This is a genomic window from Halobacterium wangiae (genome assembly GCF_021249345.1).
GTDB lineage: Archaea > Halobacteriota > Halobacteria > Halobacteriales > Halobacteriaceae > Halobacterium > Halobacterium wangiae.
The window spans coordinates 372,792-395,717 of sequence record NZ_CP089588.1 but is presented as its reverse complement, the minus strand read 5'-3'; the positions used below and the strand labels follow the sequence as shown (position 1 = coordinate 395,717).

29 protein-coding genes are annotated in these 22,926 nt (G+C 68.1%); 17 read left to right on the top strand and 12 right to left on the bottom strand.

All coding sequences use genetic code 11. The features are described 5' to 3' along the window. Entirely contained in the window at positions 1 to 2,685 is a 2,685-nt protein-coding gene (locus LT965_RS02125; protein ID WP_232702364.1) for an AAA domain-containing protein, read from the bottom strand. Between the two features lie 299 nt (positions 2,686 to 2,984). On the opposite strand from LT965_RS02125, the gene LT965_RS02120 reads away from it, so the two are divergent. Next, positions 2,985 to 3,533: a hypothetical protein gene (locus tag LT965_RS02120; RefSeq protein ID WP_232702363.1), complete on the top strand. Its 549-nt coding sequence runs from the start codon at positions 2,985 to 2,987 to the stop codon at positions 3,531 to 3,533. Between the two features lie 33 nt (positions 3,534 to 3,566). Here LT965_RS02120 and LT965_RS02115 read toward each other — a convergent pair whose 3' ends face one another. Both LT965_RS02115 and LT965_RS02110 read right to left on the bottom strand, forming a co-directional pair. After that, positions 3,567 to 3,839 carry a HalOD1 output domain-containing protein gene (locus tag LT965_RS02115; RefSeq protein WP_232702362.1) on the bottom strand — a complete coding sequence of 91 codons (273 nt, stop codon included), beginning with the start codon at positions 3,837 to 3,839 and terminating at the stop codon, positions 3,567 to 3,569. Positions 3,840 to 3,978: 139 nt separating this feature from the next. Next, entirely contained in the window at positions 3,979 to 4,599 is a 621-nt protein-coding gene (locus LT965_RS02110; protein ID WP_232702361.1) for a hypothetical protein, read from the bottom strand. A 180-nt stretch (positions 4,600 to 4,779) separates the two neighbouring features. On the opposite strand from LT965_RS02110, the gene LT965_RS02105 reads away from it, so the two are divergent. From LT965_RS02105 to LT965_RS02070, 8 genes are all read left to right on the top strand, one after another. Continuing rightward, positions 4,780 to 5,241 (top strand): DUF7528 family protein, encoded by a 462-nt coding sequence (locus LT965_RS02105; protein ID WP_232702360.1) that lies wholly within the window; start codon positions 4,780 to 4,782, stop codon positions 5,239 to 5,241. A gap of 31 nt (positions 5,242 to 5,272) precedes the next feature. Beyond that, positions 5,273 to 6,184, top strand: a complete 912-nt coding sequence (locus LT965_RS02100; protein ID WP_232702359.1) for a DUF1028 domain-containing protein — start codon at positions 5,273 to 5,275, stop codon at positions 6,182 to 6,184. Between the two features lie 205 nt (positions 6,185 to 6,389). Then, positions 6,390 to 6,794: a DUF7344 domain-containing protein gene (locus tag LT965_RS02095; RefSeq protein WP_232702358.1), complete on the top strand. Its 405-nt coding sequence runs from the start codon at positions 6,390 to 6,392 to the stop codon at positions 6,792 to 6,794. Next, the gene (locus tag LT965_RS02090) at positions 6,791 to 7,810 is read left to right on the top strand and encodes a hypothetical protein (RefSeq protein ID WP_232702357.1); all 1,020 of its coding nucleotides are present in this window, start codon (positions 6,791 to 6,793) and stop codon (positions 7,808 to 7,810) included. Before LT965_RS02095 ends, LT965_RS02090 begins: the two co-directional genes overlap by 4 nt. After that, complete coding sequence (locus LT965_RS02085; RefSeq protein WP_232702356.1) at positions 7,807 to 8,691, top strand: helix-turn-helix transcriptional regulator; 885 nt, start codon at positions 7,807 to 7,809, stop codon at positions 8,689 to 8,691. Before LT965_RS02090 ends, LT965_RS02085 begins: the two co-directional genes overlap by 4 nt. A 246-nt stretch (positions 8,692 to 8,937) precedes the next feature. Next, a complete protein-coding gene (locus LT965_RS02080; RefSeq protein ID WP_232702355.1) occupies positions 8,938 to 9,270 on the top strand; it encodes a HalOD1 output domain-containing protein in 333 nt (110 codons plus the stop codon). 33 nt (positions 9,271 to 9,303) lie between these two features. Beyond that, the gene (locus LT965_RS02075) at positions 9,304 to 9,597 is read left to right on the top strand and encodes a HalOD1 output domain-containing protein (protein WP_232702354.1); all 294 of its coding nucleotides are present in this window, start codon (positions 9,304 to 9,306) and stop codon (positions 9,595 to 9,597) included. A gap of 118 nt (positions 9,598 to 9,715) precedes the next feature. Beyond that, positions 9,716 to 9,943, top strand: coding sequence for a hypothetical protein (locus LT965_RS02070; protein ID WP_232702353.1), 228 nt, complete (start codon positions 9,716 to 9,718; stop codon positions 9,941 to 9,943). 52 nt (positions 9,944 to 9,995) lie between these two features. On the opposite strand, the gene LT965_RS02065 is transcribed toward LT965_RS02070, so the two are convergent. After that, positions 9,996 to 11,129, bottom strand: coding sequence for a citrate synthase (locus LT965_RS02065; protein WP_232702352.1), 1,134 nt, complete (start codon positions 11,127 to 11,129; stop codon positions 9,996 to 9,998). 80 nt (positions 11,130 to 11,209) lie between these two features. Here LT965_RS02065 and LT965_RS02060 point away from each other — a divergent pair, with 80 nt between their 5' ends. Beyond that, positions 11,210 to 11,356 (top strand): DUF8555 family protein, encoded by a 147-nt coding sequence (locus tag LT965_RS02060; protein WP_232702351.1) that lies wholly within the window; start codon positions 11,210 to 11,212, stop codon positions 11,354 to 11,356. 219 nt (positions 11,357 to 11,575) lie between these two features. Here LT965_RS02060 and LT965_RS02055 read toward each other — a convergent pair whose 3' ends face one another. Further along, positions 11,576 to 11,869 carry an amphi-Trp domain-containing protein gene (locus LT965_RS02055; protein WP_232702350.1) on the bottom strand — a complete coding sequence of 98 codons (294 nt, stop codon included), beginning with the start codon at positions 11,867 to 11,869 and terminating at the stop codon, positions 11,576 to 11,578. A gap of 142 nt (positions 11,870 to 12,011) precedes the next feature. Here LT965_RS02055 and LT965_RS02050 point away from each other — a divergent pair, with 142 nt between their 5' ends. From LT965_RS02050 to LT965_RS02035, 4 genes are all read left to right on the top strand, one after another. Beyond that, entirely contained in the window at positions 12,012 to 12,290 is a 279-nt protein-coding gene (locus tag LT965_RS02050) for a PadR family transcriptional regulator (RefSeq protein ID WP_232702349.1), read from the top strand. A gap of 2 nt (positions 12,291 to 12,292) precedes the next feature. Then, on the top strand, positions 12,293 to 12,541 hold the full coding sequence (locus LT965_RS02045; RefSeq protein ID WP_232702348.1) for a hypothetical protein: 249 nt from the start codon (positions 12,293 to 12,295) through the stop codon (positions 12,539 to 12,541). A 125-nt stretch (positions 12,542 to 12,666) separates the two neighbouring features. Continuing rightward, the gene (locus LT965_RS02040) at positions 12,667 to 13,971 is read left to right on the top strand and encodes an MgtC/SapB family protein (RefSeq protein ID WP_232702347.1); all 1,305 of its coding nucleotides are present in this window, start codon (positions 12,667 to 12,669) and stop codon (positions 13,969 to 13,971) included. A gap of 55 nt (positions 13,972 to 14,026) precedes the next feature. Next, positions 14,027 to 15,403: a class-III pyridoxal-phosphate-dependent aminotransferase gene (locus LT965_RS02035; RefSeq protein WP_232702346.1), complete on the top strand. Its 1,377-nt coding sequence runs from the start codon at positions 14,027 to 14,029 to the stop codon at positions 15,401 to 15,403. 18 nt (positions 15,404 to 15,421) lie between these two features. Here LT965_RS02035 and LT965_RS02030 read toward each other — a convergent pair whose 3' ends face one another. From LT965_RS02030 to LT965_RS02020, 3 genes are read right to left on the bottom strand one after another with little or no spacing between them, the layout of a single operon-like run. Further along, positions 15,422 to 15,832, bottom strand: a complete 411-nt coding sequence (locus LT965_RS02030; protein ID WP_232702345.1) for a plastocyanin/azurin family copper-binding protein — start codon at positions 15,830 to 15,832, stop codon at positions 15,422 to 15,424. 56 nt (positions 15,833 to 15,888) lie between these two features. Next, a complete protein-coding gene (locus LT965_RS02025) occupies positions 15,889 to 16,203 on the bottom strand; it encodes a ribbon-helix-helix protein (protein WP_232702344.1) in 315 nt (104 codons plus the stop codon). Positions 16,204 to 16,246: 43 nt separating this feature from the next. Continuing rightward, a complete protein-coding gene (locus LT965_RS02020) occupies positions 16,247 to 16,993 on the bottom strand; it encodes a DUF6612 family protein (RefSeq protein ID WP_232702343.1) in 747 nt (248 codons plus the stop codon). Positions 16,994 to 17,104: 111 nt separating this feature from the next. Between LT965_RS02020 and LT965_RS02015 the strand changes: the two genes are divergently transcribed. Further along, positions 17,105 to 18,028 carry an HhH-GPD family protein gene (locus LT965_RS02015; protein WP_232702342.1) on the top strand — a complete coding sequence of 308 codons (924 nt, stop codon included), beginning with the start codon at positions 17,105 to 17,107 and terminating at the stop codon, positions 18,026 to 18,028. Positions 18,029 to 18,054: 26 nt separating this feature from the next. Here LT965_RS02015 and LT965_RS02010 read toward each other — a convergent pair whose 3' ends face one another. The 4 genes from LT965_RS02010 to LT965_RS01995 all read right to left on the bottom strand — a co-directional run bounded on the left by LT965_RS02010 (position 18,055) and on the right by LT965_RS01995 (position 21,059). Beyond that, positions 18,055 to 18,282 carry a hypothetical protein gene (locus LT965_RS02010; RefSeq protein WP_232702341.1) on the bottom strand — a complete coding sequence of 76 codons (228 nt, stop codon included), beginning with the start codon at positions 18,280 to 18,282 and terminating at the stop codon, positions 18,055 to 18,057. Beyond that, positions 18,272 to 18,532, bottom strand: coding sequence for a hypothetical protein (locus tag LT965_RS02005; RefSeq protein ID WP_232702340.1), 261 nt, complete (start codon positions 18,530 to 18,532; stop codon positions 18,272 to 18,274). The genes LT965_RS02010 and LT965_RS02005 overlap by 11 nt, the downstream gene beginning before the upstream one ends. Before the next feature lie 121 nt (positions 18,533 to 18,653). Continuing rightward, positions 18,654 to 19,943, bottom strand: coding sequence for an MFS transporter (locus LT965_RS02000; RefSeq protein ID WP_232702339.1), 1,290 nt, complete (start codon positions 19,941 to 19,943; stop codon positions 18,654 to 18,656). Positions 19,944 to 19,946: 3 nt separating this feature from the next. After that, the gene (locus LT965_RS01995) at positions 19,947 to 21,059 is read right to left on the bottom strand and encodes an MBL fold metallo-hydrolase (RefSeq protein ID WP_232702338.1); all 1,113 of its coding nucleotides are present in this window, start codon (positions 21,057 to 21,059) and stop codon (positions 19,947 to 19,949) included. Between the two features lie 89 nt (positions 21,060 to 21,148). On the opposite strand from LT965_RS01995, the gene LT965_RS01990 reads away from it, so the two are divergent. Together LT965_RS01990 and LT965_RS01985 are read left to right on the top strand one after the other, a co-directional pair. Then, positions 21,149 to 21,883, top strand: a complete 735-nt coding sequence (locus tag LT965_RS01990; protein WP_232702337.1) for a helix-turn-helix domain-containing protein — start codon at positions 21,149 to 21,151, stop codon at positions 21,881 to 21,883. 149 nt (positions 21,884 to 22,032) lie between these two features. Beyond that, positions 22,033 to 22,923 carry a universal stress protein gene (locus LT965_RS01985; protein WP_232703606.1) on the top strand — a complete coding sequence of 297 codons (891 nt, stop codon included), beginning with the start codon at positions 22,033 to 22,035 and terminating at the stop codon, positions 22,921 to 22,923. Positions 22,924 to 22,926: the final 3 nt, after the last annotated feature.

Genomic DNA, 22,926 nt, shown 5'->3' with positions numbered 1-22,926 from the left:
TCAGTCCAGCGACGCCCACTCGACCATCCGGTCGTACAGCGGTTCCGACCGGAGCGCCGTCTCGTCGCCGACGAGCACGAGGCTCTTCTTCGCGCGGGTGAGCGCGACGTTGACGCGCCGGTGGTCCTCGAAGATGGGGCCGTCGAGGGCGCCGGTCGCGACGAACGAGACGACGACGACCTCCTTCGAGGAGCCCTGGAAGCGGTCGACGGTGTCCACCGAGACGCCCTCCGGGACGCGGCGGCCGATCTCCGCGACCTGCGCGCGGAACGGCGCGATGACGCCGACGACCGCCGGGTCGAGGCCGGCGTCGACGTACTCCCGGACGATGTCACCGACGCGCTCGGCCTCCACGGGGTCGACGTGGGCGTCGTCGGTCCCCTCGACGTCGTGGAAGGTCACTCCGTTCTGGACCGCGCCACCCGTCTCCACGCCGACGTCGGCGAGCGTCTGGCCGGCGACGTCGGCCGTTGCGGGGCGGAGCTGGCCGTCGTAGAACTCCCCGGAGGAGAACGCCTGGATGCGCTGGCTCATCCGGTACTGCTGGTCGAGCATCACGGCGGCCTCCGGGTGGGTCTCGACGAGGCGCTGGAACAGCGACTCCGAGAGCCGACCGCCCGACCGGACGACCGGCGGCAACTGCTCGTGGTCGCCGACGAGCACGAACCGCTCGCCGCGGTTGATGGCCGCGAGCGTGTCCGGTTCGGTGAGCTGGCTCGCCTCGTCGACGAGCACGACGTCGAAGGACTGCTCGCGCATCACGCGGGAGCCGGACGTCGAGGTGGTCGCGGCCACCACGTCCGCGCTCTCCAGTGCTCGCGCGCGCTCGGCGGGGTCACCGGACTGGTTCAGCCGCAGGTCCTCCATGTCCTCGCGGACGCCCGTCGACGTCCCGACGCGGACGATATCTTCGAACCCCTGCTCGCGGAGCGCCTCCAGCGCGTTGTCCACCGCGCGGTTCGTGAACGCCGACAGCAGCACGCGTTCGCCGCGCTCCACGAACGCCCGGACGAGCGTCGCGATGGTGTACGTCTTCCCGGTGCCGGGCGGCCCGTGGACGAGCGCGAAGTCCTCGGCGTTCAGCGCCCGGTTCACCGCGGCGTTCTGCGCCTCGTTGTTGTCGATTTTCGCGTGGTCCTCGTCGGCGAACTCCGGGCCCGCGCGGTCGAACAGCACGTCCTTCCGGCGCTGGTCGCCCTTCAGCAGCGCGTCGTGGAGGGCCGTCAGCATCCGGTCGACGCTCAACTCCGAGGGGTAGACGTCGAGGCGCCGGAGTTCGACCGGTTCGTCGGTGGTGACGACTACCTGATTCTCGTCGAGCAGCTCGACGCGCGCCATCTCCGCCGTGCCGGTGACGGGGTTGCCGTCCGAGGCGAGCACGCGGTCGTCCTCGCGGATCTTCGACGCGGCGCTGCTCGGACGGTCGGCGGTGAGCCGCCACCGGCCGTCCGCGAGTTCCTCCCGTCCCGTGGGCTCAAGGTCGATGACCGCGCGGTCGTCGTCCGCGCGCTCCTCGGGGGTCTGCTCCCAGAGCTTGCGGTACTCGTCGTGGACCGCGCGGCGCTCGCGCTCGATTGCCGCGTATATCTCGTCGAAGTAGTCGCGTTCCTCCCCGGGGAGCGGTTCGCCGAGCTGGCCGGCCTTCGACTCCTGGTCGAGGCGGCCGGAGACGACCATGCAGGTGTCCTGCTCGAAGCAGTACTCGCACTTCGCGTCCGCCTCGAACCCCGTCGGCGGTTCGCCCTCGTGTTCGATTGCCGCGAGGTGGTTACGCTGGCGCACGACGAAGTCGAGGAACCCCTTCCCGATGGAGAACTCCTTGGCGGGCGAGAGGTCGCCGCTCTCCTCGCCGCGCTCGACGGCCGCGTTCTTCGTGTACAGCAGCGTGCCGGTGTCGGCGTCGACGCCACGCTCGTCGAGCATCAGCGCGTAGCACGCGGCCTGCACCTTGTCGTGGAACCGCGGGTCGCGGTTCGTGTTCTTCCCGGTCTTCAGTTCGACTGGCATCCCGCGCCGGATGGCGTCACAGCGCCCCTTGATGCCGAACCGCTCGGAGATGAGCGTGTACTCCGAGCGCCAGTCGTCGCCCGCCTGCCAGTCGTCGTCCGCTTCCGTGCCGCCGTCCTCCGCGAAGTGGCCCTGTTTCAGCCACCCCTCGATGGCCGACGCGTTCGCGCGCACGTCCGCCTCCACCTCCTCGCGGTCCCGGCCGAGCAGCCCCAACTCGAGGCCCGCCTCGTCGACGCGCTCGTCGATGGCGTCGTCGAGGTCCCGGCCGCGCAGCAGGTCGCCGAACACCTCGTGGACGATGGTCCCCTTCGTCACGGGGTACTTCAGCGGCAGTCCCGAGAGCTTGTTCAGGTAGTAGAGCCGCGGACACTGCACGAACGACCGGATGTTCGTCACGTCCACGAGGAAGTCCGGCTCCACCACGACGTAGGACTCCTTCGACGTCGCGTACTGCGTCTCGCCGTTCCACTCGCGCTCCTCCGCCTCGGTCAGGAGCAGTTCCATCCCCGGTTCGAGGTAGTCGGCGGTCTCCGTCCACTTCCCCCAGAGGGTGACCTGCACCGAGTCGGCCTCCGTGGGTGGACGGACGCGCACCTCCAGGATGTCGCGCTCGCCGTACTGCGTGCTCACCGACCTGGTCTCGCCGACGTCGGTGACCTCGCCCCGGACGTTCACGGAGGAGGTGTGGGAGGGACGTCGAATAACGGTGTCGCTCCTAGTCACGGGAGCCGGACCCGCTGGCCTCGTTGGACGTAGCAGCTCTGACTCCCAGGAGGGGGCGAGTGGCTACGGGAAGCACGCCGACACAAGCACGGAAACGAGCGGTAGCGAGTGACGCGCGCAGCGAGCCGCCCGAGTCGTGCGCGCTGAGGGCTTTCGGGAGTAAACGACACTAGAAGGGTCGAAAATCCAGTTCAGGCAACGAAGACTGACGAAGCGACTGCTTAAGGCCACGCCGTGAATAGGGAGACACGATGCGAGTACGGGACTGGGAGGACATCGTCTCGGACGTGGTGGACTCGGGCGCCGACCCCGACGACTGGCGAGCGGTGGCTGGCGACCGCGCCTCGGGGGTCGGCGAGGACTTCTACCTAGGCCACCCCTCGCAGGGGGTCTACCACCTGAAGACGTACGCGAAGAACCCCTTCGAGGTGCGTGGGGTGGGGGCGCGCGTCGCCCGGAAGGTCGACGACGGTCTCGCGGACTTCCTGCCCGACGACGACGCCGGCCGGTTCGCGGTCCAGCAGGCCATCGAGGACGAGGACGAAGCGGAGGAGAAGGTGAGCGAACTCGAACAGGTCGTGCAGGCGCACGCCGACGCGCCGACCACGCCCGACGCGTTCTTCGAGGACGTGATGGGGGCACTGGACAGTCCGGCGTTCGGCCCGATGGACTACGACCCGTACGGCCGGCCCGACCGGATGGAGGACCTCGCCGACGAGTTCGCGGACGCCGACGAACTCCTCGACAAGGAACTCGACGACCTCGTCGACGAGGACGACGTCGGACGCGGGTTCCAGTGACGGCGTCGGCGCCAGCCACCAGGCGATAGCCGGCTACTGGCGCTGTTCGATGGTTGCGGTCCCGTTCTGTTCGACCGTGATGCGACTGCCCTCGTAGCTGAACCTGACCTCGACGTCCGCCTCCGGCGACGGCGGGTTCGAGAAGATGTGGTCGATGGTGTGGTCGATACAGCTGTACATGTTCGTCAGTTCGGACGCGTCCGTGTCCTTGAGTTCGGCGACGATCTCGGCGATCTGTACGTTCGGCTCGCCCCGCTCCGGGTCCAGCTCTCGGTGAACGACCTCCCTGCCGGAGTCCTCACTCATGCCCAGACGTTCGGGCAACTACCGGATAGTAGTTTGCCACAGTTGATTCCGGGCCGTCTAGCGATTCGATACTCGTCGGGACACCGAAGTCAGTACGACTCCGGGCCGCACGACATCCACTCCGTCCAGAACGCGTTCGTCAGCCGTCGGCCGGCAGTTCGCGGCCGCCACCCCAGGCCATCGCGGCGCCGGCCGCGGCCGTCCAGTAGACGCCCTCGGCAGGCGCTATGGATTCCAGGAGCAACCCGATAGAGTACCCACTCGGCGGGTTGCTGACGACCTGGTAGACCAGGAGTCCGGCGCCGCTCTCCGCGAACGCGCCCAGGGAGTTCCCGAAGTAGGGGTCGTTGACGAGGGCGAGCGCGTAGACGGCGACGCCAGCACCGAGGGCGACTGTCGCGACGTGGCCCCTGTGCTCCCACTGCTTGACCGAGAGCGCGAGGACGATAGCGGCGGCGGCGAGCGTCCACATCCCGCCGCCGTCCGTTCCCACGACGGACAGCTGGACAGCGGGCTCGCTCACCCGGAACCAGGTGAGCTGTGACGCGGCGATGCCGACGACGGCACCGACAGTAGCCACCTGCCTCGCGCGCGACCACGACGTGGACTGCTCGGCCGGTCGGCGATTCCCGGTGTTCTCTCGGCCCGCTCGTGTCTCGTCCTCGGTCGTTGCAGACCCCACGCGGAGCTCCGTCGCGCAGTCGGGACACGAGTCGAGCGACGGTTCTACGTCCCGTCCACAGGCGGTACAGTAGGGCATCGAGCGTTCATCCCAGTGGCGCGACAAGTGTGTTTCCCCGGTGCACGTGCCAGTGGAGGGCAATGGTACTCGGTCACGTCTGTACCACCGCCGGACTTATGTACGAATCCCGGAAACCAGAGTGTACGATGCCGAGTCAACCGCTACAGACTCCGGCCGCCGAGGATAGAGTAAGCCACGGTGACGTGGCTGGTCGAGAAATCCGAGTGCTCGCCTGAACTCACGGCGACGCGACGGGGCGACCGGGTCGTACTGACTGTCGACGGCGAGGAACTGCTTCTCTCGCGGGAGGACGCCGACGAGCTACGGGACTCCCTCGAGGACGCACTGACTGCCCGCGAGGTGTTCCTCAACACCACGGGCGAACACCGCGCGGACGGCAGCTACGTCGTGGCACGCCGGGGCGCCGACTCCGCGGGCAACCGCAAAGTGTTCGACGGCTTCGCGTGCCTGCGACGGCTGTTCGACCGGCTCCCGGAGGAGTTCACCGCCGAGGACCTCTCGGCGAGCGGGCTCACTGCGGGCCGCCGCCACATGGTGCTGTGGCACCTCGTCGAACATCCCGGGTTCGCCTGCGAACTCGCGAGCCGACAGCCGCTGACGGCACGCAAGGTGGCGGCAATGGGGGTGGACGAGCCGTAGGCTTTTGGCGGCGGCGGGCGACCCGACGCGCATGACGTTCTCTATCGTCGCCCGCGACCCGGAGACGGACGCCGTTGGCGTCGCCGTGCAGTCGAAGTTCGTCGGCGTCGGCGCCGTCGTCCCGTTCGTCAGCGCGGACGCCGGCGCGGTCGCCACGCAGAGTTTCGCCAACGTCGCCTACGGCCCGGACGGCCTCGACCTCCTGCGCGAGGGCCACACCGCCGGGGAGGTCGTCGATCGCCTCACGAGCGAGGACGACGACGCCGAGCAGCGCCAGGTGGGGGTCGTCGGGCAGGACGGCTCCGTCGCGGCGTTCACTGGCGAGGAGTGTTTCGACCACGCGAGCGACCGGCAGGGCGAGCAGTACACCGTCCAGGGGAACATCCTCGAGAACCGCGAGACGGTCGACGCGATGGCCGACGCCTTCGAGGAGACAGACGGCGGCCTCCCCGAGAAGCTGATCGCCGCCCTCTACGCCGGCAACGAGGCGGGCGGCGACCAGCGCGGCGAGCAGTCGGCGGCGCTGTACGTCGCCAAGCCCGAGGGCGGCTACGACGGGAAGAACGACCGCTGGATCGACGTGCGCGTCGACGACCACGAGACGCCCATCGCGGAACTGGAGCGCGTGTTCCGCATCTACGACATCACGCTGCTCGAACGCGAGGACCCCGAGGAGTTCGTCGACCTCGACGGCGCAACCGCCGAAGCAGTCCAGCGCACGCTGGCCGACCTCGGCTTCTACGACGGCGAGCCGTCCGCCGACTTCGACGGGGACGCCCGGGACTCCCTGGAGGCATTCCGGGGGATGAACAACTTCGAGAACCACGACCTCGACGCCCTGACGGACGCCCTCGCCCGTGGCTGGGACGACGCCGACGGCGACGGCGAGGAACGGATGGTCAACGCCATCTGGCACGGACTCAGCCGCCTGGACCGGAACTGACCCGCCCGGCGTCGAACGCGCCCGCCGGACCGTCGCCGTACCGACCGCGGTGTGGAGGACCGCTCGCCGGCGTCTAGAGGCGGGTTACGGGTCACTGTCGACTGCCCCGAACGGCCGAGTAAGGTCGTCTTTCCGCGGTTCTCGGCGGAAGTAGCCCAGACCTACAGAGAAGGGTTATCCCCTTCCGTAGTCTGCCCAGAGTCGCATGAGTGACGACAGTCCCACCGGGAGGGATACTCCCGTGTCCCCAGTCAGCGGGCAGAGCCAGCCCCAGGACGGGGATATCCCGATCGACGAGTTGCACCGCCTCCTCGCGAGTGCGCGTCGCCGCACCGTCGTTTCGTATCTCGCGGCACATCCCCGGGGGGCTGTACCGTTCGACGAACTGCTCGCCATCGCCGTCGAGAGCGAGTACCCGACGACGGGACCGAGAACACACCGGGTCCGCGTCACGACCGACCTCCACCACGTCCACCTGCCGAAACTGGACGCCGCGGGGGTCGTGACCTACGACCCCGTCGCTGGCACCGTCGAGTACCACGAGTCGGCGACACTGGAGTCGCTGCTGGCCGCCAGCGAGGCGGCCGACAAGCGCCACGAACAGCCATGAACACTCGAGAAACGGAGTCCACAGACAGTCCACTGGCGCCCCCGACGGGCGAACAGTCGAGCGCTCCCCTCGAGCGCGTCCAGAACCACCCACTCCCCGAGCACGTCCGCCCCCTGGTCGACAGCTACGAGACGCTCATCGGCGACCGGGACCGGTTCCTCTGGAAGTGGGCGCACCACCTCTTCCCGAAGTTCACGCTCTCCACTGTCCCGCCCGAGTACGCCGAGCACTCGCGGGACGCCAAACTGCTCGGCCTGCTGTTCGTGAGCGTCCTCGACGACGTCGCCGAGAAACACATGGAGTGGGCGACGTTCGACGAGGCCGCGAAACTCCCGTTCGAACACCAGTCCACGAACTACGCCCGCGAGGGCGTCGACCGCGACGCCCTGGCGTTCGCGAGCGAGGTCTGGGACCAGTTCTCGGCGCGACTGCGGGACGGACCGCGGTCGGCCGAGTTCGCGGACATCGTCCAGTTCGACCTGAAGCAGGTCGTCAACGCGATGGACTACTCCTACCTGGCGAACCAGAACCTCGACGCCGTCACCGAGTCCGAGGTCCAGACCTACGACGCACACAACATGATGCTGTTCGGGTTCGTCGACGTCGACCTCGCCTACTCCCCGGAGTTCGACCGGGCCGACCTGGCGACGCTCCGCCGCGTGGTCGACCGCGCCCAGCGGATGGTCCGGATCGGCAACTGGGTCACCACCTGGGAGCGCGAGGTCGCCGAGGGGGACTTCACCTCGGGGGTCGTCGCGCACGCGCTCGAACACGAACTGGTCTCGCCCGAGCAACTGCGGGCGTCCAGGGCGGACGGCGGGGAACACGAGGTCGGCGCGATCATCGGGACGATCCACGACCACGACGTCGAGGACGTGTTCCTCAGGCAGTGGACCGAGGAACGTGACGCCGCACGCGAGTTCGAGGGGGAACTGGCGTCCGTCGACGTCGGCTCGTACCTCGACGGCATCGAGACGGTGATGGAGTACCACCTCATGAGCAGGGGGCTGAAATGACCGCCGAGACACCACGAGACGACGTCCTCGTCGCCGACGGTGGGACCGACCTCGTCGACGACAGTCGCGAGGAGGGGGGTACGGCAGAGGAACTGGACCACTGCCCGCAGGACGGCGTCTCCCCGGACGATATCGACGAGTTCCTGCTGGAAGTGGTCCGACGACGACCACTCCTGCGCTCGCTCCGCTCGGGGTCGGCGACCACGAGCGACCTCCTGGAGTCAGTGGACATGTCCCGGTCGACGCTCCACCGGGCGATCAACTCCCTCGAGGACCGCGACCTCGTCGAGGAGTCCGGCGGCGAGTACCGTCTGACCAGCGTCGGCACCATGGTCACGGAGGAGACGGAGGCCTTCGGCACTCACACGGCCGCCGCGCTCTCACTGGACAAGTTCCTGAACTCCATCGACGGTCACGCCGGCACCGTCCCCGTCGAGTACTTCACCGACGCGACGGTCGTCCGGCGGAAGGCCAGACAGCCCCACGCCACGATCCACCGGATCATCGAGTTCATCGAGGACGCGGAACGGCTCCGGATGTTCTCGACGGTCATCTCGCCGGTCTACGTCGACGTCGGCTACCGCGAGATGATGGACGGGATGGAGATCGAGGCGATATTCGACAGGGAGGTCATCGAGATCATGCTCGCGGAGTACCCGGAGAAAGCCTACGAGACCATCACCACTGGGAACTTCGACGTCTACGCCCACGACGGGCTCCCCTTCGAGCTGTTCATCTCCGAGGAGAAGGTCGGGATGGCCGCACACAACGCCAACAGCAACGCGGAGATCCTCGTCGAGTGCGACGACCCCGCCGCCGTGGCGTGGGCCGAGGACGTCTACTCTCGGCACATCTCGGACGCGGACCCAGTGTCACTGTAGTCCTGCCGACGCTCCGGTTTCGGCGCTGGACCCGCCGTCGAGCGGAGCGGGCCGCCAGCCTTGCTACCCGCCGCTGCTCTCACGGCCCGGGTTTGTCCCACGGATTGCGCGTGTCCCCCGCGGTGGGTTGGCAACCACGGGTCCGACGGGACCCAGGACTGGCAGCCGTCCACCGCGTGGATTCTATTCCACTCCTGAAACGGCGAATACAAGTACACGAAGCGGCTACTCAGTTCCAATTCAGCCATGCTGTCAACCCACACGACAGACGTCCGACCGGAGTTCGATCCAGAGACGGGTGTCTACGAGGTGCGCCACGAGCACGACAGCCCCTGGGCGGTCAGCACCACTCTCGTCCTCGCGCTCAGTTCGCTCACGGACGACGGCCCCCTGGAGATGCGTCCGCTGTACTACACCGTCGACCCGGCCGTCCTCGACGACCACGTCGGTGGCCAGAACGCGGACGGGACACTCTCCTTCGAGTTCCACGGGCACCACGTGACCGTCCGGGACGACGGGTTGCTCACGCTCAGCCCGCTCCGGGACTGCAACGACAGCCCGCAGGGCGTCAACGCGTAATCCGTGGTCCCGAATCGCGACGATAACGACTCGGTGTCGGACGACGCGGACCGCCAGACGCACTGGACTGTCGACGAGATGGATAGCGACCAGCCGTCTCTCGCCCTCGTGGAGGCGGTCGCGCAGGCGAAGGGGATCGACTCGCTCGCGCTGGCTCCCCTCGGAGACTGCTTCGACACGGAGGCGCTGGACGAGGTCCTCCAGTCACCACCGGGCCTCGTCGAGGTGACCGTGAACTGCCAGGGGTTCCGTGCCACCGTCAGCAGCGGTGGCAGCATCGAACTCCGGCCGCTCGACTCCGGGAGGGCGGGGTCGGCGGACGAGTGACTCCGGGCACCACGTCGGTGTCCAGTCCGTCTCTCTCGTCGGGCACAGTGGAGCCGAACGCGCCACTCTCCCGGCGTTCCAGCGAATCCTTAACCGTCTGGCGAGCCAACGTGTAACGATGAACTCGACGAACGCTGTAGTGGTGGGACTGGTCCTCGCGCTGGTAGTCGGCAGCGTGGGTGTGGCGCCGGCAGCGGCGACCGGAGAGAACCCGGCCTGTGACAGCCCGAGCCAGGGGTTCGAGAAGTCGTTCGAGGCGTCTGACGGGACGTCACTCGAGAGAGCCGGCCCGGGCGTCGTGAACGCCCGCACGAAAATCGGCTGCGAGCAGGTCACCCCGAGCTGAGCGACGCTCCGTTCCGGGGTTCGAGTCCGCAGAGCGGAGTGACGACTGTGACCTACCGGTCCGCGAGTGGCGTCCACTCGCGGTCGTTCTCGCCGACGTAGGCGGCCCGCGGCCGGATCAGGCGATTGTTCTCTAGCTGTTCGAGACAGTGGGCCGTCCAGCCGCCGGTGCGGGCGACCGCGAACGTCGGCGTGAACAGTTCCTTCGGCACGCCGACGCCGTTCAGCAGGACGGCGGTGTAGAACTCGACGTTCGTCTCCAACCGGAGGTCCGGGCGGTGCTCGGCGAGCACGTCGACGGCGACGTCCTCGAACTCGCGGGCGGCCTCGAAGAACGCGCGCTCCTCGCGACCGGCGTAGAACTCCTCGGCGGCCGACTGGAGGACGGCAGCGCGCGGGTCCCGGACGTCGTAGACGCGGTGGCCGAACCCCATCACGCGCTCGCCCGAGTCGAGGATCTCCTGGACGAGGTCGGCGGGGTCGTCGGCGGCCTGCGCGTCCCGCAGCATGTCGAGGACTGGGCCGGGCGCGCCGCCGTGGAGCGGCCCCTTCAGTGCGCCGACCGCACCCGTCACCGCGGAGATCACGTCCGACTCCGTCGAAACGATGGTGCGCGCGGTGAACGTCGAGGCGTTCAACCCGTGGTCGACGACGGAGTTGAGGTACGTCTCGAGGCCGCGCACGCGCTCCTCGCTCGGGGTCTCGCCGTCGAGCATGTAGAGGTAGTTGGCGGCGTGGCCGAGGTCCTCGCGGGGTTCGACGGGGTCGTCGCCCTCGCGGGCGCGCCAGTACGCGGCGGCGACGGTCGGCAACTGTGCGACCGCGAGCTTCGCGTCGGTGTGCGGGTCCTCCTCGCCGTCCCGGGTGAGGGAGGCCGCGGCGATGCCCATCCGGACGGCGTCCATCGCGGGCAGACCGCGTTCGGCGGCGTCGACCACGGTGTCGATGGCGTCCGGGTGGACCCGCCGGCTGTCGGCCAGTTCCGACTGGAAGTCGGCGAGTTCGCTCTCGGTCGGGAGGCGGTCCTCGTAGAGGACGAACAGGGTCTCCTCGAAGGTGGCATTGGGTGCGAGTTCGTCGAGGGGGAACCCTCCGACGACGAGCACGCCGTTCTCGCCGTCGATGCTGGAGAGTCTGGTCTCCGCGACGGTGATGCCTTCCAGACCACGATGTAGGTCGTCTGCCATGTCCCCGAGTTCCCGTGGACCGCTATTGAATCTACTCGTCTGCACGGAGATTGATACGCCTGCAGGCGGTAGGCCAGCGTATGAGAGACGAGGAGGAAGTCCGCAAGCAGTACGAGTTCCTGGTCGAAGAACTGGAGTCCGAGGAGATGAACCACGAGGGCGTCCGGGAGATGTTCACGTACTACCGCCGCGCCCTCGGGTGGGTACTGGAGGAGGAACACATGTAGCGGCACAAATGGGGTCTGGGGATAGATTTATTATCGTGCCGCGTCTTGCATCAGGTGACGCTTCGCTTTGGAGGGCCGAAGCGTCAGCGGGGACCAATTCAGGGCGGCTGCGGGGCCGGACGTTCCGGCTCCGCAACCTTTTCCGTTGCATCACGTTCGGCAGCCAGGGCTGCCGCCAGTACTGTCACCGGGAGCGACCAGCGTCGCTTCCGTCCCGCTTCAGGAGATGTCGAGGCCGGTCGTCCCCTCGTCGCCGCTGACCTCGTCCGTGTCCACGTCGTCCCACTCGAGTTCTAGCTCCAGACCGATCTCGTCGGGGCCGGAGCCGGTTTCGCGCTCGACTTTCACCTCGAACTCGACCTCCGCGGGCGGTTCGAGTTCGACCGACTGATCGCCGTCGGCGAGCGTCAGCGCGGCGTCGCCGTCGAGTTTGTCCGCGACGGTGCGGAGGTAGGCTGCGACGTCCCCACGAGTCTGGCGGTGCTCGCTCACGAAGAGTACTTCCTCGGGCATGCGTCCCGGTACGGTCGTCGGATGCATAAGTGCGACGACGGACATGTCACCACACGAAATTTGTTCCCCCTCGGGGCGAGGTCGGTATCGACCCACCACGCTTATGTTTTCGCAGAGAGAATTTCTACCGAGTACGAAACATATGCACGACTTGACAGGGTTTCAACGGGACTTGCTGTACGTCGTCTCGGGGCTCGAAGAGCCCCACGGACTCGCGATCAAGGAGGAACTAGAGGAGTACTACGAGTCGGAGATCCACCACGGGCGACTCTACCCGAACCTCGACACCCTCGTCGACAAGGGGCTCGTGGACAAGGGCCAACTCGACCAGCGGACGAACTACTACACGCTCACCCGACGCGGCCGCCGCGAACTCAGCGCACGCCGCGAGTGGGAGACACAGTACGTCGACCTCGAGTAGCCGTGGTCTCCGCCCGTCTCGCCACCGCGGTCGCGGGCGTCGTCCTCAGTCTCCTCGTCAGTGCCATCATCTGGTACGTCTTCGACGTCGCACTGTTCTTCCTCGCGGTCCCGTTCGTCCCGTTCCTCTTCCGGAGTCGTGGCGACAGCACCGAACCGCCGACCTGGACCTGCCCCCAGTGCGGGTTCAGTAGCCGGAACCCCGACTTCGACTACTGCCCGCGCGACGGGACCCGCCTCGAACGCCGGTAGCTCGCGGTCGAGTTCGTCGCCACCTCGCGGAGCCGACGCGTCTCCCGTCGCGACACGGCGACGACCCTCTCGACTCCCACGTCAGTGCCACTAGGCTTTTGTCCGGGCCCGTGGAACGTTCGGGGGTGTCTCCCGCCGCAGACGCGGTCGCGAACGCGCCCCTGGACAGCCGCATCGTCCGTATCGCGCTCTCCGTCGCGCTCGGACTGTTCCTCGGCCTGGAACGCGAGTGGTCCCAGAAGGCCGCGGGCATCCGGACGTTCGCGCTAGTCAGCGTCCTCGGCACCATCTTCACAATGGTGGACACCGAGCGCTGCACCGCCGACGTGGCGGTCTGTCCGCCGTACCTCTCGGGGGCGGGCGCGCTGTTCGTCATCGTCCTCGCCGGCGTCCTCATGCTGTCGGGGCTGCAGGACGAGGAGGAGGGGCTCCACCTCACGACCGCGGTGAGCATCCTCCTCGCCTACGGCGTCGGCGTGCTGGTCGCGCTCGGCGAGGTGTTGCCCGCGACCGTCGTGGCCGTCACCAGCAGCATCCTGCTCGTGTTCAAGCGCGAACTCCACGGGTTCGCGTGGGACCTCTCCCGGGAGGAACTGCGCTCGACGACTGAGTTCGCCATCCTCGCGTTCGTCATCTACCCGGTCCTCCCGCCGGGGTCTGTCGAACTCGGGTCGGGTGCCTACGCCGTCGAGATCGAACCCCGGGTCGTCTGGCTGATGGTCGTCTTCGTCGCCGGCATCGGCATCCTCAACTACGTCATCGTGAAGACCTACGGCGGCCGGGGCATCGCCGTCACGGGCTTCTTCGGTGGCCTCGCGTCATCGACGGCCGTCGTCGGGACGATGCTCGACCACGTGAGCCAGCACCGCGAGGCGGCGTCGTACGCAGTCGCGGGCGTCCTGCTGGCGAACGCCGCGATGGCGCTGCGCAACCTCCTCATCGTGGTCGTGTTCACGCTCTCCGCCGGGGTGTTGCTGGAGGGGACCATCCCCCTGCTGGTCATCGTGGTGGGGAGCATCGCCGTCGCGGCCCTCTCGGCGGACTGGACCGAGCGCGTCGAGATGGAACTCGAGAGCCCGTTCTCGATGCGCAACGCACTCGGCTTCGGCGCGATGTTCCTCGTCGTCGTCGTGGCGGGCGGCCTCGCCCAGACCCAGTTCGGGTCGACCGGTCTCTACGTCACCGCGTTCGTCTCCGGGCTCGTGTCGAGTGCCGGCGCGACGACGTCCGCCGTCGTGCTCTACCGCACGGGTGCTATCTCCCCGCAGGCGGCCACGGTCGCGGTGTTGCTCGCGACGGCGAGTTCGATCGGCGTCAAGGTGGCGCTCACGGCGACCAGCTCGAACCGCGGGTTCGCGTGGCGGGTCGCCGCCTACAGCACCGCTCTGCTGGCTGCAGGCGGTGTCGCGTCGGCCGTCGTCGCGTCGTAACTGTTGCCGCGACCGGAACGAACGCCTTTTACTAGGGGCGCCGACAATGCATACCATGGACCGGGACACTGCAGAGCCAAGCGTCCGAAGCCTGCCTGGAGAGAAGGCCGAGCGGTGGGTGAACTACCACCACGAACACGCCGCCCCGAGCACGTACGTCTACGAGTTCGTCTGGGACATCACCGAGGAGGCCGACGGCCCGTTCTGCACCGACGTGGACGGCAACGTCCTGATGGACTTCACGAGCCACGTCGCGGCCGCGCCGTTCGGCTACAACAACCCGAAGATCACGGAGCGCCTCGAGGAGTTCGACCTGGTCGACCCGCTGAAGATCGCGGGCCAGGACTTCTACGCGAGCGGCGGCTGGCCGCCCGAGGACCCCGAGTTCGACACCTCGACGCAGTTGCTCCACCGCCTCACCGACATCACCGAACAGTACGACCTCGACACCGTCTTCCTCTCGAACACGGGCGCGGAGGCCGTCGAGAACGCCATCAAGATCTGCTACGCGCAGGGCGGCCACCGCGCGTTCACGTTCGACGGCGCGTTCCACGGGCGCACGCTCGGCGCGCTCTCGCTGAACCGCTCGAAGACCGTCCACCGGAGGGGCTACCCGGAGATCGGTGGCGTCGTCTCCGCTCCCTACTGTTCCTGCCGGGGCGACTGCGACTGCGGCTGGAAGACCAACGGCCCGGGCGGCAACGTCATCGCGGACAAACTCCACCCGCAGCGCGGCGTCATCGACCCCGAGGAGGTCGCCTACGTCATCGTGGAACCCCAGCAGGGAGAGGGTGGCTACCGCGTCCCCAACGAGTCGTTCGTCGACGACATCGTCGACATCCAGCAGACCTACGACATCCCCGTCGTCGCCGACGAGATCCAGGCCGGACTCGGCCGCACGGGCGAACTGTGGGGCGTCGACCACACCTCCCTCGAACCGGACGTCATCACGTCCGGGAAGGGCCTCCGCGTCGGCGCGACGGTCGCCAACGAGGACCTCTTCCCGTCGGAGACCGGACGGCTCTCCTCGACGTGGGGCGCCGGCGACATCGTCGCGGCCGCACAGGGCGTCGCGACCATTGACGCCATCACGAGTGACGGCGTCCTCGACAACGTCCGAGCGCGTGGCCGCCAGGTGAAGGAGGTACTCGCCGACGACGCACCCGACTTCGTCACCGACGTCCGGGGCAACGGCCTCATGCTCGGCGTCGAGTTCGACACGAAGGAGCGCCGGGACGCCGTCGTGAAGGCGTGCCTGGAGCGCGGACTGCTCCTGCTCGGCTGTGGCTACCAGACCGTGCGGCTGCTCCCGCCACTGGACGTGACCGAGCGCGAGATCGACGTCGCGATGGACGTGTTCCTCGACTCGCTCACCGACCGCGAGGTCCGCCTCGCCGGCTCCTCGAAGGTCAACACCGAGAACGTCACCTGAGACCGCGACCGCCTCGCTCTATTCCTCCGCTTCGACGACGACCACGCCGCGCATCCCGAACTCCTGGTGGGGCGTACAGACGTACTCGTAGCGACCCGGCACCTGGAACGTGTGCTCGTGGGAGAACCCGCGGCTCTCCAGCGGGTCGTGTCCCGCCCACTCGGCGTCGGCGGGCTGGCCGGTGACCGCGAGGTTGTGGCCGCCGGAGAGCCAGACGAAGCGGACGGGCGTCCCGGGCGCGACGGTCAGCGAGTCCGGCGCGTAGCTGTTGTTGCCGTCGGGCCCGACCTCCACGACCTCCGTCCCGTCGGGGGCGTCGAGGGCCTCGACGTCCTCGCTGTCCCCACTCCCGAGGCAGCCAGCGACGGCGGCCGTCAGCCCGACGGCGCCGGTCGCGCGCAACACGTCTCGTCGCGTTCGCTGTCGCATGCGTCGTTCTGGGGGTAGCGGGGATTTAAGCCGGTCGGCTTCGGCCCGGTGGAGCGTCAGAACTGGTAGCGCCGGTCGTCGTCGCCGCTCGCGAACTGGTCGGCGCCGGTCATCTCGCCGTACGTCATCCCGGAGAGGTACTCGTCGTAGGTGACGTCGTACGTCGAGCGCAGGTGGAAGTCGAGGCGGCCGGTGTCCGTCGTGGACTGGAACAGCAGGTGGACCGCCCGCCGGAGCAGTTCGTCCGTGTCGGCGTCGAGGGCGGCGGTCAGCATCGCCAGCTCCTGCCGGCTCTCGCGGTCGAGGAACTCGTAGTCGCCGAGGTCGTCGAACGCCAGTTCGACGTCGGTCTCGAGGTCGTCCAGGCTCATACTGGATGCATGCCGCGGCGAGGGGATAGGCCTTCCCGTGTCGTCACGCCGCGACGCTCGGTGACGCGAAGACGACGGCGCCAGCGGTCGCCTGCTCGGGGACGGTGACGTTCACGGGCTCGCCGTACGCCGAGAAGTACGCGGTCATCTCCGCCTCGGCGGACTGCCCGTCCGCGGACATGTTCATGGTCATCTCCATCTTCCGCGGGAGGTCGGTGTCGTCGGCGACGTAGAGCCTGTACGTCGCGTCCTCGATGGTGATGCCCTCGAAGCCCTGGCTCTGCTGCTGGGCGAGCAGCTCCTTCAGCTCGCCCTCGTCGGGGTCGACGGCGAGGACGGTCGTCTCGACGCCGTCGACGGTCTCCGTCCCCTCGACGGAGACGTCGCCGGACTCGAGGACGTTCCGCTGCTGGGTGATGCCGTTGCCGGACTCCCAGGGGCGCTGCTCGGAGAGGTCCTGGGTCTGCCAGCCACCGTTGGCCTTCACGTACATCGTGTCGCCGTCCATGTAGGCGACCGCCTCGGTCCCGTAGACCGACATGTCCAGGCGGGCCTTCCGAGCCTCGTGGTCGAAGACGCCGTCCTGGGACATCGATACCGTCCGGCCGTTCGCCGTGATGTTCATCACCATCTCCATGCGGTACGTGTCGACGTCCTCCATCGCGGCCGTCGCGTCGTCCCTCAGCTGTTCGGCGTCGCTCGCGCCACCGTCGTCCCCAGTGAGCCCGGCACAGCCGGCGGTGACGAGGAGGGCGGCGACGCACAGTGTGGCGAGTGGTCGTCGCTGCATACGTGTCGACGTTCTGTCGGCCAGTGCTTAACTACCGTGGCCGTTCTCCCGGGGCGCGAGGGCGCCTCGAACCACCACCCCTAAGCGCGGCACCCACCAAACCGGGGGCATATGACCGACGGTGAGGGCGAGTGGGCGCTCCCGGAGGACGTCGACGCCGTGCGCGACGCGCTCGTCTCGTGGTACGAGACCGACCACCGCGAGTTCCCGTGGCGGGAGACGACCGACCCCTACGAGATTCTGGTCTCGGAGGTGATGAGCCAGCAGACCCAGCTCTCCCGCGTCGAGGAGGCGTGGGCGGCGTTCCTCGAACGGTGGCCGACCACCGCCGACCTGGCGGCCGCCGACCGCGCCGACGTCGTGGGGTTCTGGTCGGCGAACAGTCTCGGCTACAACAACCGCGCGACGTACCTGCACGAGGCCGCCCAGCAGGTCGAAGACGACTACGGCGGCGAGTTCCCGGACACCCCCGACGAACTCGCCGAACTGATGGGCGTCGGACCGTACACGGCCAACGCCGTCGCGTCGTTCGCGTTCGACAACGGGGACGCCGTCGTGGACACGAACGTCAAGCGCGTGCTCTACCGCGCCTTCGACGTCCCCGACGACGACGCGGTGTTCGAGGACGCCGCGAACGAACTCATGCCCGAGGGGGAGTCCCGGGTCTGGAACAACGCCATCATGGAACTCGGCGGGGTGGCCTGCGGGAAGACCCCGAAGTGCAACGCCGCCGCCTGTCCGTGGCGCGAGTGGTGTTTGGCGTACGCCTCGGGGGACTTCTCGGCGCCCGACGTCCCCCAGCAGTCGACGTTCGAGGGGAGCCGTCGGCAGAAGCGCGGTCGCGTCGTCGGTGCGCTTCGCGAGCACGGCGACCTCGAACTCGACGAACTCGGCCCCCGGGTGCGCGTCGACTACACGCCCGACGGCGACGGCGGCCGGGAGTGGCTCAGAGAACTGCTCGCGGACCTGGAGGCCGACGGACTGGTCGCGGTGGCCGAGTCGGACGACGGGACGACGGCGCGACTCCGAAAGTAGCGCCCTCCCTGGACACCTACAGACACTCACTCCTCGACATAGCCCGCCACCGAGACGAGGAAGGCGACCATCACGGTGACCATCGCGACGGCGCCGACGAACACGGTGGCGAGTGACTCCAGTTCGCTCGGGAGCGCGACCATCGCCGAGAGCACGAAGACGCCGCTGACGAACGCTATCAACACGAGGATGCGCCCGAATCGGCCGACCGGGAGCGGGTCGTCGCCTGTCGTTGTCTCCCTGTCAGTCGCCATGGTCGAGGACCGTCCTGAGGACTCCCTGGTAGTCGTCGTCGGTGAACGAGTTGCCGAGCGAGTGGACGGACTGGCAGACCCAGACGCCGGCCGTGAAGCTCACGAGCGCGACGAACGTGACGGTCCGGAGTTGTCCCTCCACGAGGAACGCCGACCCGACCGCACCCAGGAACGTCGCGGCCATTATCGCGTGCGTGACGAGCGAACGCGTCCCAAAGTCGGCCAGCGGGCGGAAGGTGCGTGCTGACATCCCACATGGAGAGACGTGGAGCGACTACTTGTATGTCGACCCGGACTGGTGGACTCGCCACTCGCTCACCGGAGCCAGTGACCGATTCCGGCAGCGCCGCGTCTTCGCCCCGGGTCCCTGGTCAGTCGTCCGTCGGGGACGCATCCGTCACGTCCACCGCCGGCGCCGGCGGTTCGTGGGTCCCGAACTCCGGATGGGTCTCCTCCATCCAGAGGTAGACGACCGCACCGGAGAGGAACATCAGTCCCCCCGTCACGTAGAAGGCCGCTTCGGCGTTCACGAACTCCATCGAGAGCCCGATGAGGACGGCGCCGACGGCGTAGCCGGCGTCCCGCCACATCCGGTAGACGCCCATGCCGGCCGACCGCCACGACGGGTGTGCCGCGTCGCTCGGAACCGTCATCAGGTTCGGGTACAGCAACGCCATCCCCAGCCCGGAGACGGCGGCCAGGACGGCCCACTGGAGGTAGCCGTCGACGAGCACCATTCCGAGGACGCCTGCGCCCGCGAGGAACATCCCGGCGACGACGGGTGGACGGCGACCGATGCGGTCCGCGAGGCCGCCGGTCGCTATCTGGAGGAAGTACATCGCACTGTGGACGCCGATGACGACAGCGACTGCGGCGATGCCGAGCCCATGGCTCGTGAGGTACAGCGGCACCGCGATCCAGAACAGTGTGTCCACGAAGTTCTCGACGTGGCCGGCCTGCGCCGCGGCGAACAGCGTCCTGTCTCCGTAGGTCGCACGCTTCAGCACCTCGTCGAACGGGAGGTTCGCGTCGTGGTGGTCGTCGTCCCCCTCGGCCCGCGCGTACTGGACCGTCTCCTCGATGAGGAATATCGAGACGAGCAACGCCAGCACGACGACGACGGCGAGGAAGTAGAACGGCTCCGGCCGGAGACTCCACTGGCCGGCGATGAGGCCCGTGACCCAGGCGCCCGCGGCGACGCCTGTGTAGCCGAACGCCTCGTCGATGCCGACCGCGAGCCCGCGCTGGTCGGGGCTCGCGAGGTCGATCTTGGCGTTGATCGCCATGCTCCAGGTGAGCGCCTGGTTGACACCGAGCAGGACGTTCCCGACCGTGATCCAGCCCCAGCTGGGCGCGAAAATGAGGATGACCGGGAGCGGGAGCGCCGTCAGCCACCCGAGGACGAGCACTGGCTTCCGGCCGTACTCCTCGCCCCACTTCCCGGCGTAGAGGTTGAGGATCGACTTCACGATGCCGAACGAGACGACGAACGAGCCGATGACCAGCAGCGACTCGACGCCGAGGACGTCGCGCCCCAGGACGGGCACGACTGCTCGCTCGGACCCGATAGTCAGCCCAGTCGCGAACACTAGGAGGACGTGCAGCGAGAACTGTCCGAGGTGCTCGCGGATTCCCTGTTCGAGTTCGGTTGGCGTGCTCATGGGTTACTCCGCTGCACAGTTGTTGGGCCCCAGTTCGAGGTCGGCCAGTTCGTCGACGGGAACCGACTCCTCCCCGACGTTCGTCCGCTTGACGCGCTCGAAGTTCGGCGGGTGGTCCGGGACGTCGGACGCGAGTTCCCGGACGAACTCCTCGCGGTCGCGACCGAGGTCTGCGTTCCGTTCGCGGACGGTTCCGAGGGTCGCGGTCACCGGTGGTTCGGGTGAGCCGGGGTCGTGCGCGGGTAGCACAACTGCGTCGTCCGACCGGTCTTGCAACCGCTCGAGGCTCTCGTACAGCGTGGCGGCGTTCCCCTCGACGTCGGCGTCCTCGATACCTGCCTCGACGCCGAGTTCGACGCGCCCCACGCTCTCGTGGAAGAGCGTGTCGCCCGTGAGCAGTGCCACGCCGTCGACGTCGATCGAGACGCTTCCCTCGCTGTGTCCAGGCGTGTGAACGACCGTGACGTCGAGATGGCCGACCGACACGGTCTGTCCGTCCTCGACCGGAGTCGCGTCGAGAGCGAGCGCGTCCGCCGGGTGGAGGTAGTACGGGACGTCGTGACGCTCGGCGAGGTCGGTAGCGCCAGAGACGTGGTCGGCGTGTGCGTGCGTGTCGAAGACCCCGACGAGTTCCGTGTCGTAGTCGTCGACGATCGCCTCGTACTCTTCGACGTAGTGCGACGGGTCGAACACGACGGCGTCTCCGTCGGAAACGAGGAGGTGAGAGAGGCAGCCCTTTCCCGGCCGAGAGATCTGGACGAGTGAGCCGTCGAGGTTCGCCGGGACCGCCGCGTGACGGTGGACGCGACTCCAGCCGTTCAGTCCGTCGACGAGCGTCTCGGCGTCGTAGCCGAGGTCCTGGAGGAGGTCCGTCGCCGTCTTGGAGACGACGCCGGCGGTGCAGACGGTGACGATCTCCCGGTCCTCGGGGAGGTCGACGAGTTCGTCCGTCGCCGCGTCGGGGTCGTCGACCAGTTCGTCGTACACGTCGACGTTGACGCTGCCCGGGACGTGCCAGTCGTCGTACTCCGACTCGTGACGGATGTCCAGGACGAGCAGGTCGTCGCCGTCGGTCTGTACTCGTTCAGCGAGAGTCTCTGGGTCGATCTCCGACATCACTGGTCACTCCTAGCGGAACTACACGCGTATAGGTACTGCCGGACATGACCGGCACAGTTACTCCTCGCCGGTACATCTGTACTCGTATGAGCCTCTACGAAACCTCGTTCCGCGTCCGGCACGAGTGTCCCTACCGGGAGATATCGGAGCGCTACCCGGACCTCACCATCCGCGAGTGGTACCTGAGCGACTGCCAGGTGATCGAGATCACGTCCGCCGAGTCGCCGACCGAGGCGTTGCTCGACGAGATCGACCGGATCGGGACGGTCCTCCACGAGTCTATCGACGACACCGGCGTCCACGTCGTCACGCAGTCGTGTCTCTGCTCACTCGAGGACTCCATCATCGAGCGCTTCGAGGAGTACAACTGCCTCTACCAGCCTCCGACCATCCACCGCCAGGGCTGGGAACACTACACGGTCATCGCCTTCGACGAAGCGGACGTCCGTGCGCTCCTCCGGAACCTGGAAGACGACCGGGACATCGAGTTGCTCTCGAAGACGGCGATCACGGAACAACAGATCCCCCACAGCATGCTCGCACCGGTCGACCAGCTGTTCGAGGACGTGACCGAACGACAGTTGGCGGCACTCGGCCTCGCACTCGAGAGCGGGTACTACGAGCAGCCGCGGCGGACGTCGCTCCGCGACCTGGCCGAACAGACCGCCGTCGCTCGCTCGACGTACGAGGAGCACCTGCGGAAGGCGGAGAACAAACTCCTCACGAACGCAGGCCAGTTCCTGCGATTGATGACGGCGACGGAGTCGGGGGACCCCCTGGGCGTGACGCAGTCGCGGTCGACCGGGCAGTCCGCCGACTGACCGTCTCACGTGCCCGTGATGACGGTCCGACGGCCTGCGTGAGGTGGTAACCGGCCTGTGAGGACGCTGTCGGGCGCTCACACCGGGTCGCCTGTGGCCTCCAGCGGCAAACGGTGAAGGGGGTCGGGCACGAACTCCCCGGTGACCCGATGTACGACCGCATCCTCCTCTCCGTCGACGGAAGCGACGAAGCCAGGCACGCGGCGAGGCGCGGCCTCGAACTCGCCCGACGCTTCGACGCGACCGTCCACGCGCTCCACGTCGTCGAACAGAACGCGCTCGCCCTCACGCGGTCGGCCAGCGAGAAGACGAGGCTGCGAGAGCGCGGGGAGGCAGTCCTCGCTGACGTCGAGGAACTGGCAGCGGACGTCGGCCACCCGGTCACCACGGAACTGGCCGAGGGGAAGCCCGCAGTCCGCATCGGTACGTACGCCGCAGAACAGGACGCCGACCTCGTCGTCGTCGGGCGGCAGGGGATGACGGGGGTAGGTCGGCGGATCCTGGGCGGCGTGACCGAGCAGGTCCTCCACCGGAGCGAGATCCCCGTGTTCGTCGTGCCCGGGGCGGACGCCGGTACCGACGAGACGTACTCGCGAGTCCTTCTGCCGACCGACGGGAGCGAGAACGCCGCCAGGGAGACGCCACACGGCGTCGCGATCGCACGGCAGTACGGCTCGGAGCTCCACGTGCTGAACGTCGTGGACCTCCAGGCTGCGGGCGGCCTGTTCAACGCTGGGGGGCTCGAACCGGAATTCGTCGAGCGACTGCAAGCGAGAGGTCGGGAGGCCGTCGACGGGGTCGCGGCCGAGATCGAGCAGTCGGCCCCGGACGTGCCGGTGACGAAAGCCGTCGAACGGACGACGTCCCACCGGGGCGCCGCGGCCGGCGTCCGCGAGTACGTCGAGACGAACGACGTCGACCTCGTCGTGATGGGGTCGCACGGACGGTCGAATCTGGGGCGCCAGCTCCTCGGGAGCGTCGCCTCGGCCGTCCTCCGGACCGTCTCCGTTCCGGTCCTGGTCGTGAAACGGTCTCCGTGACCT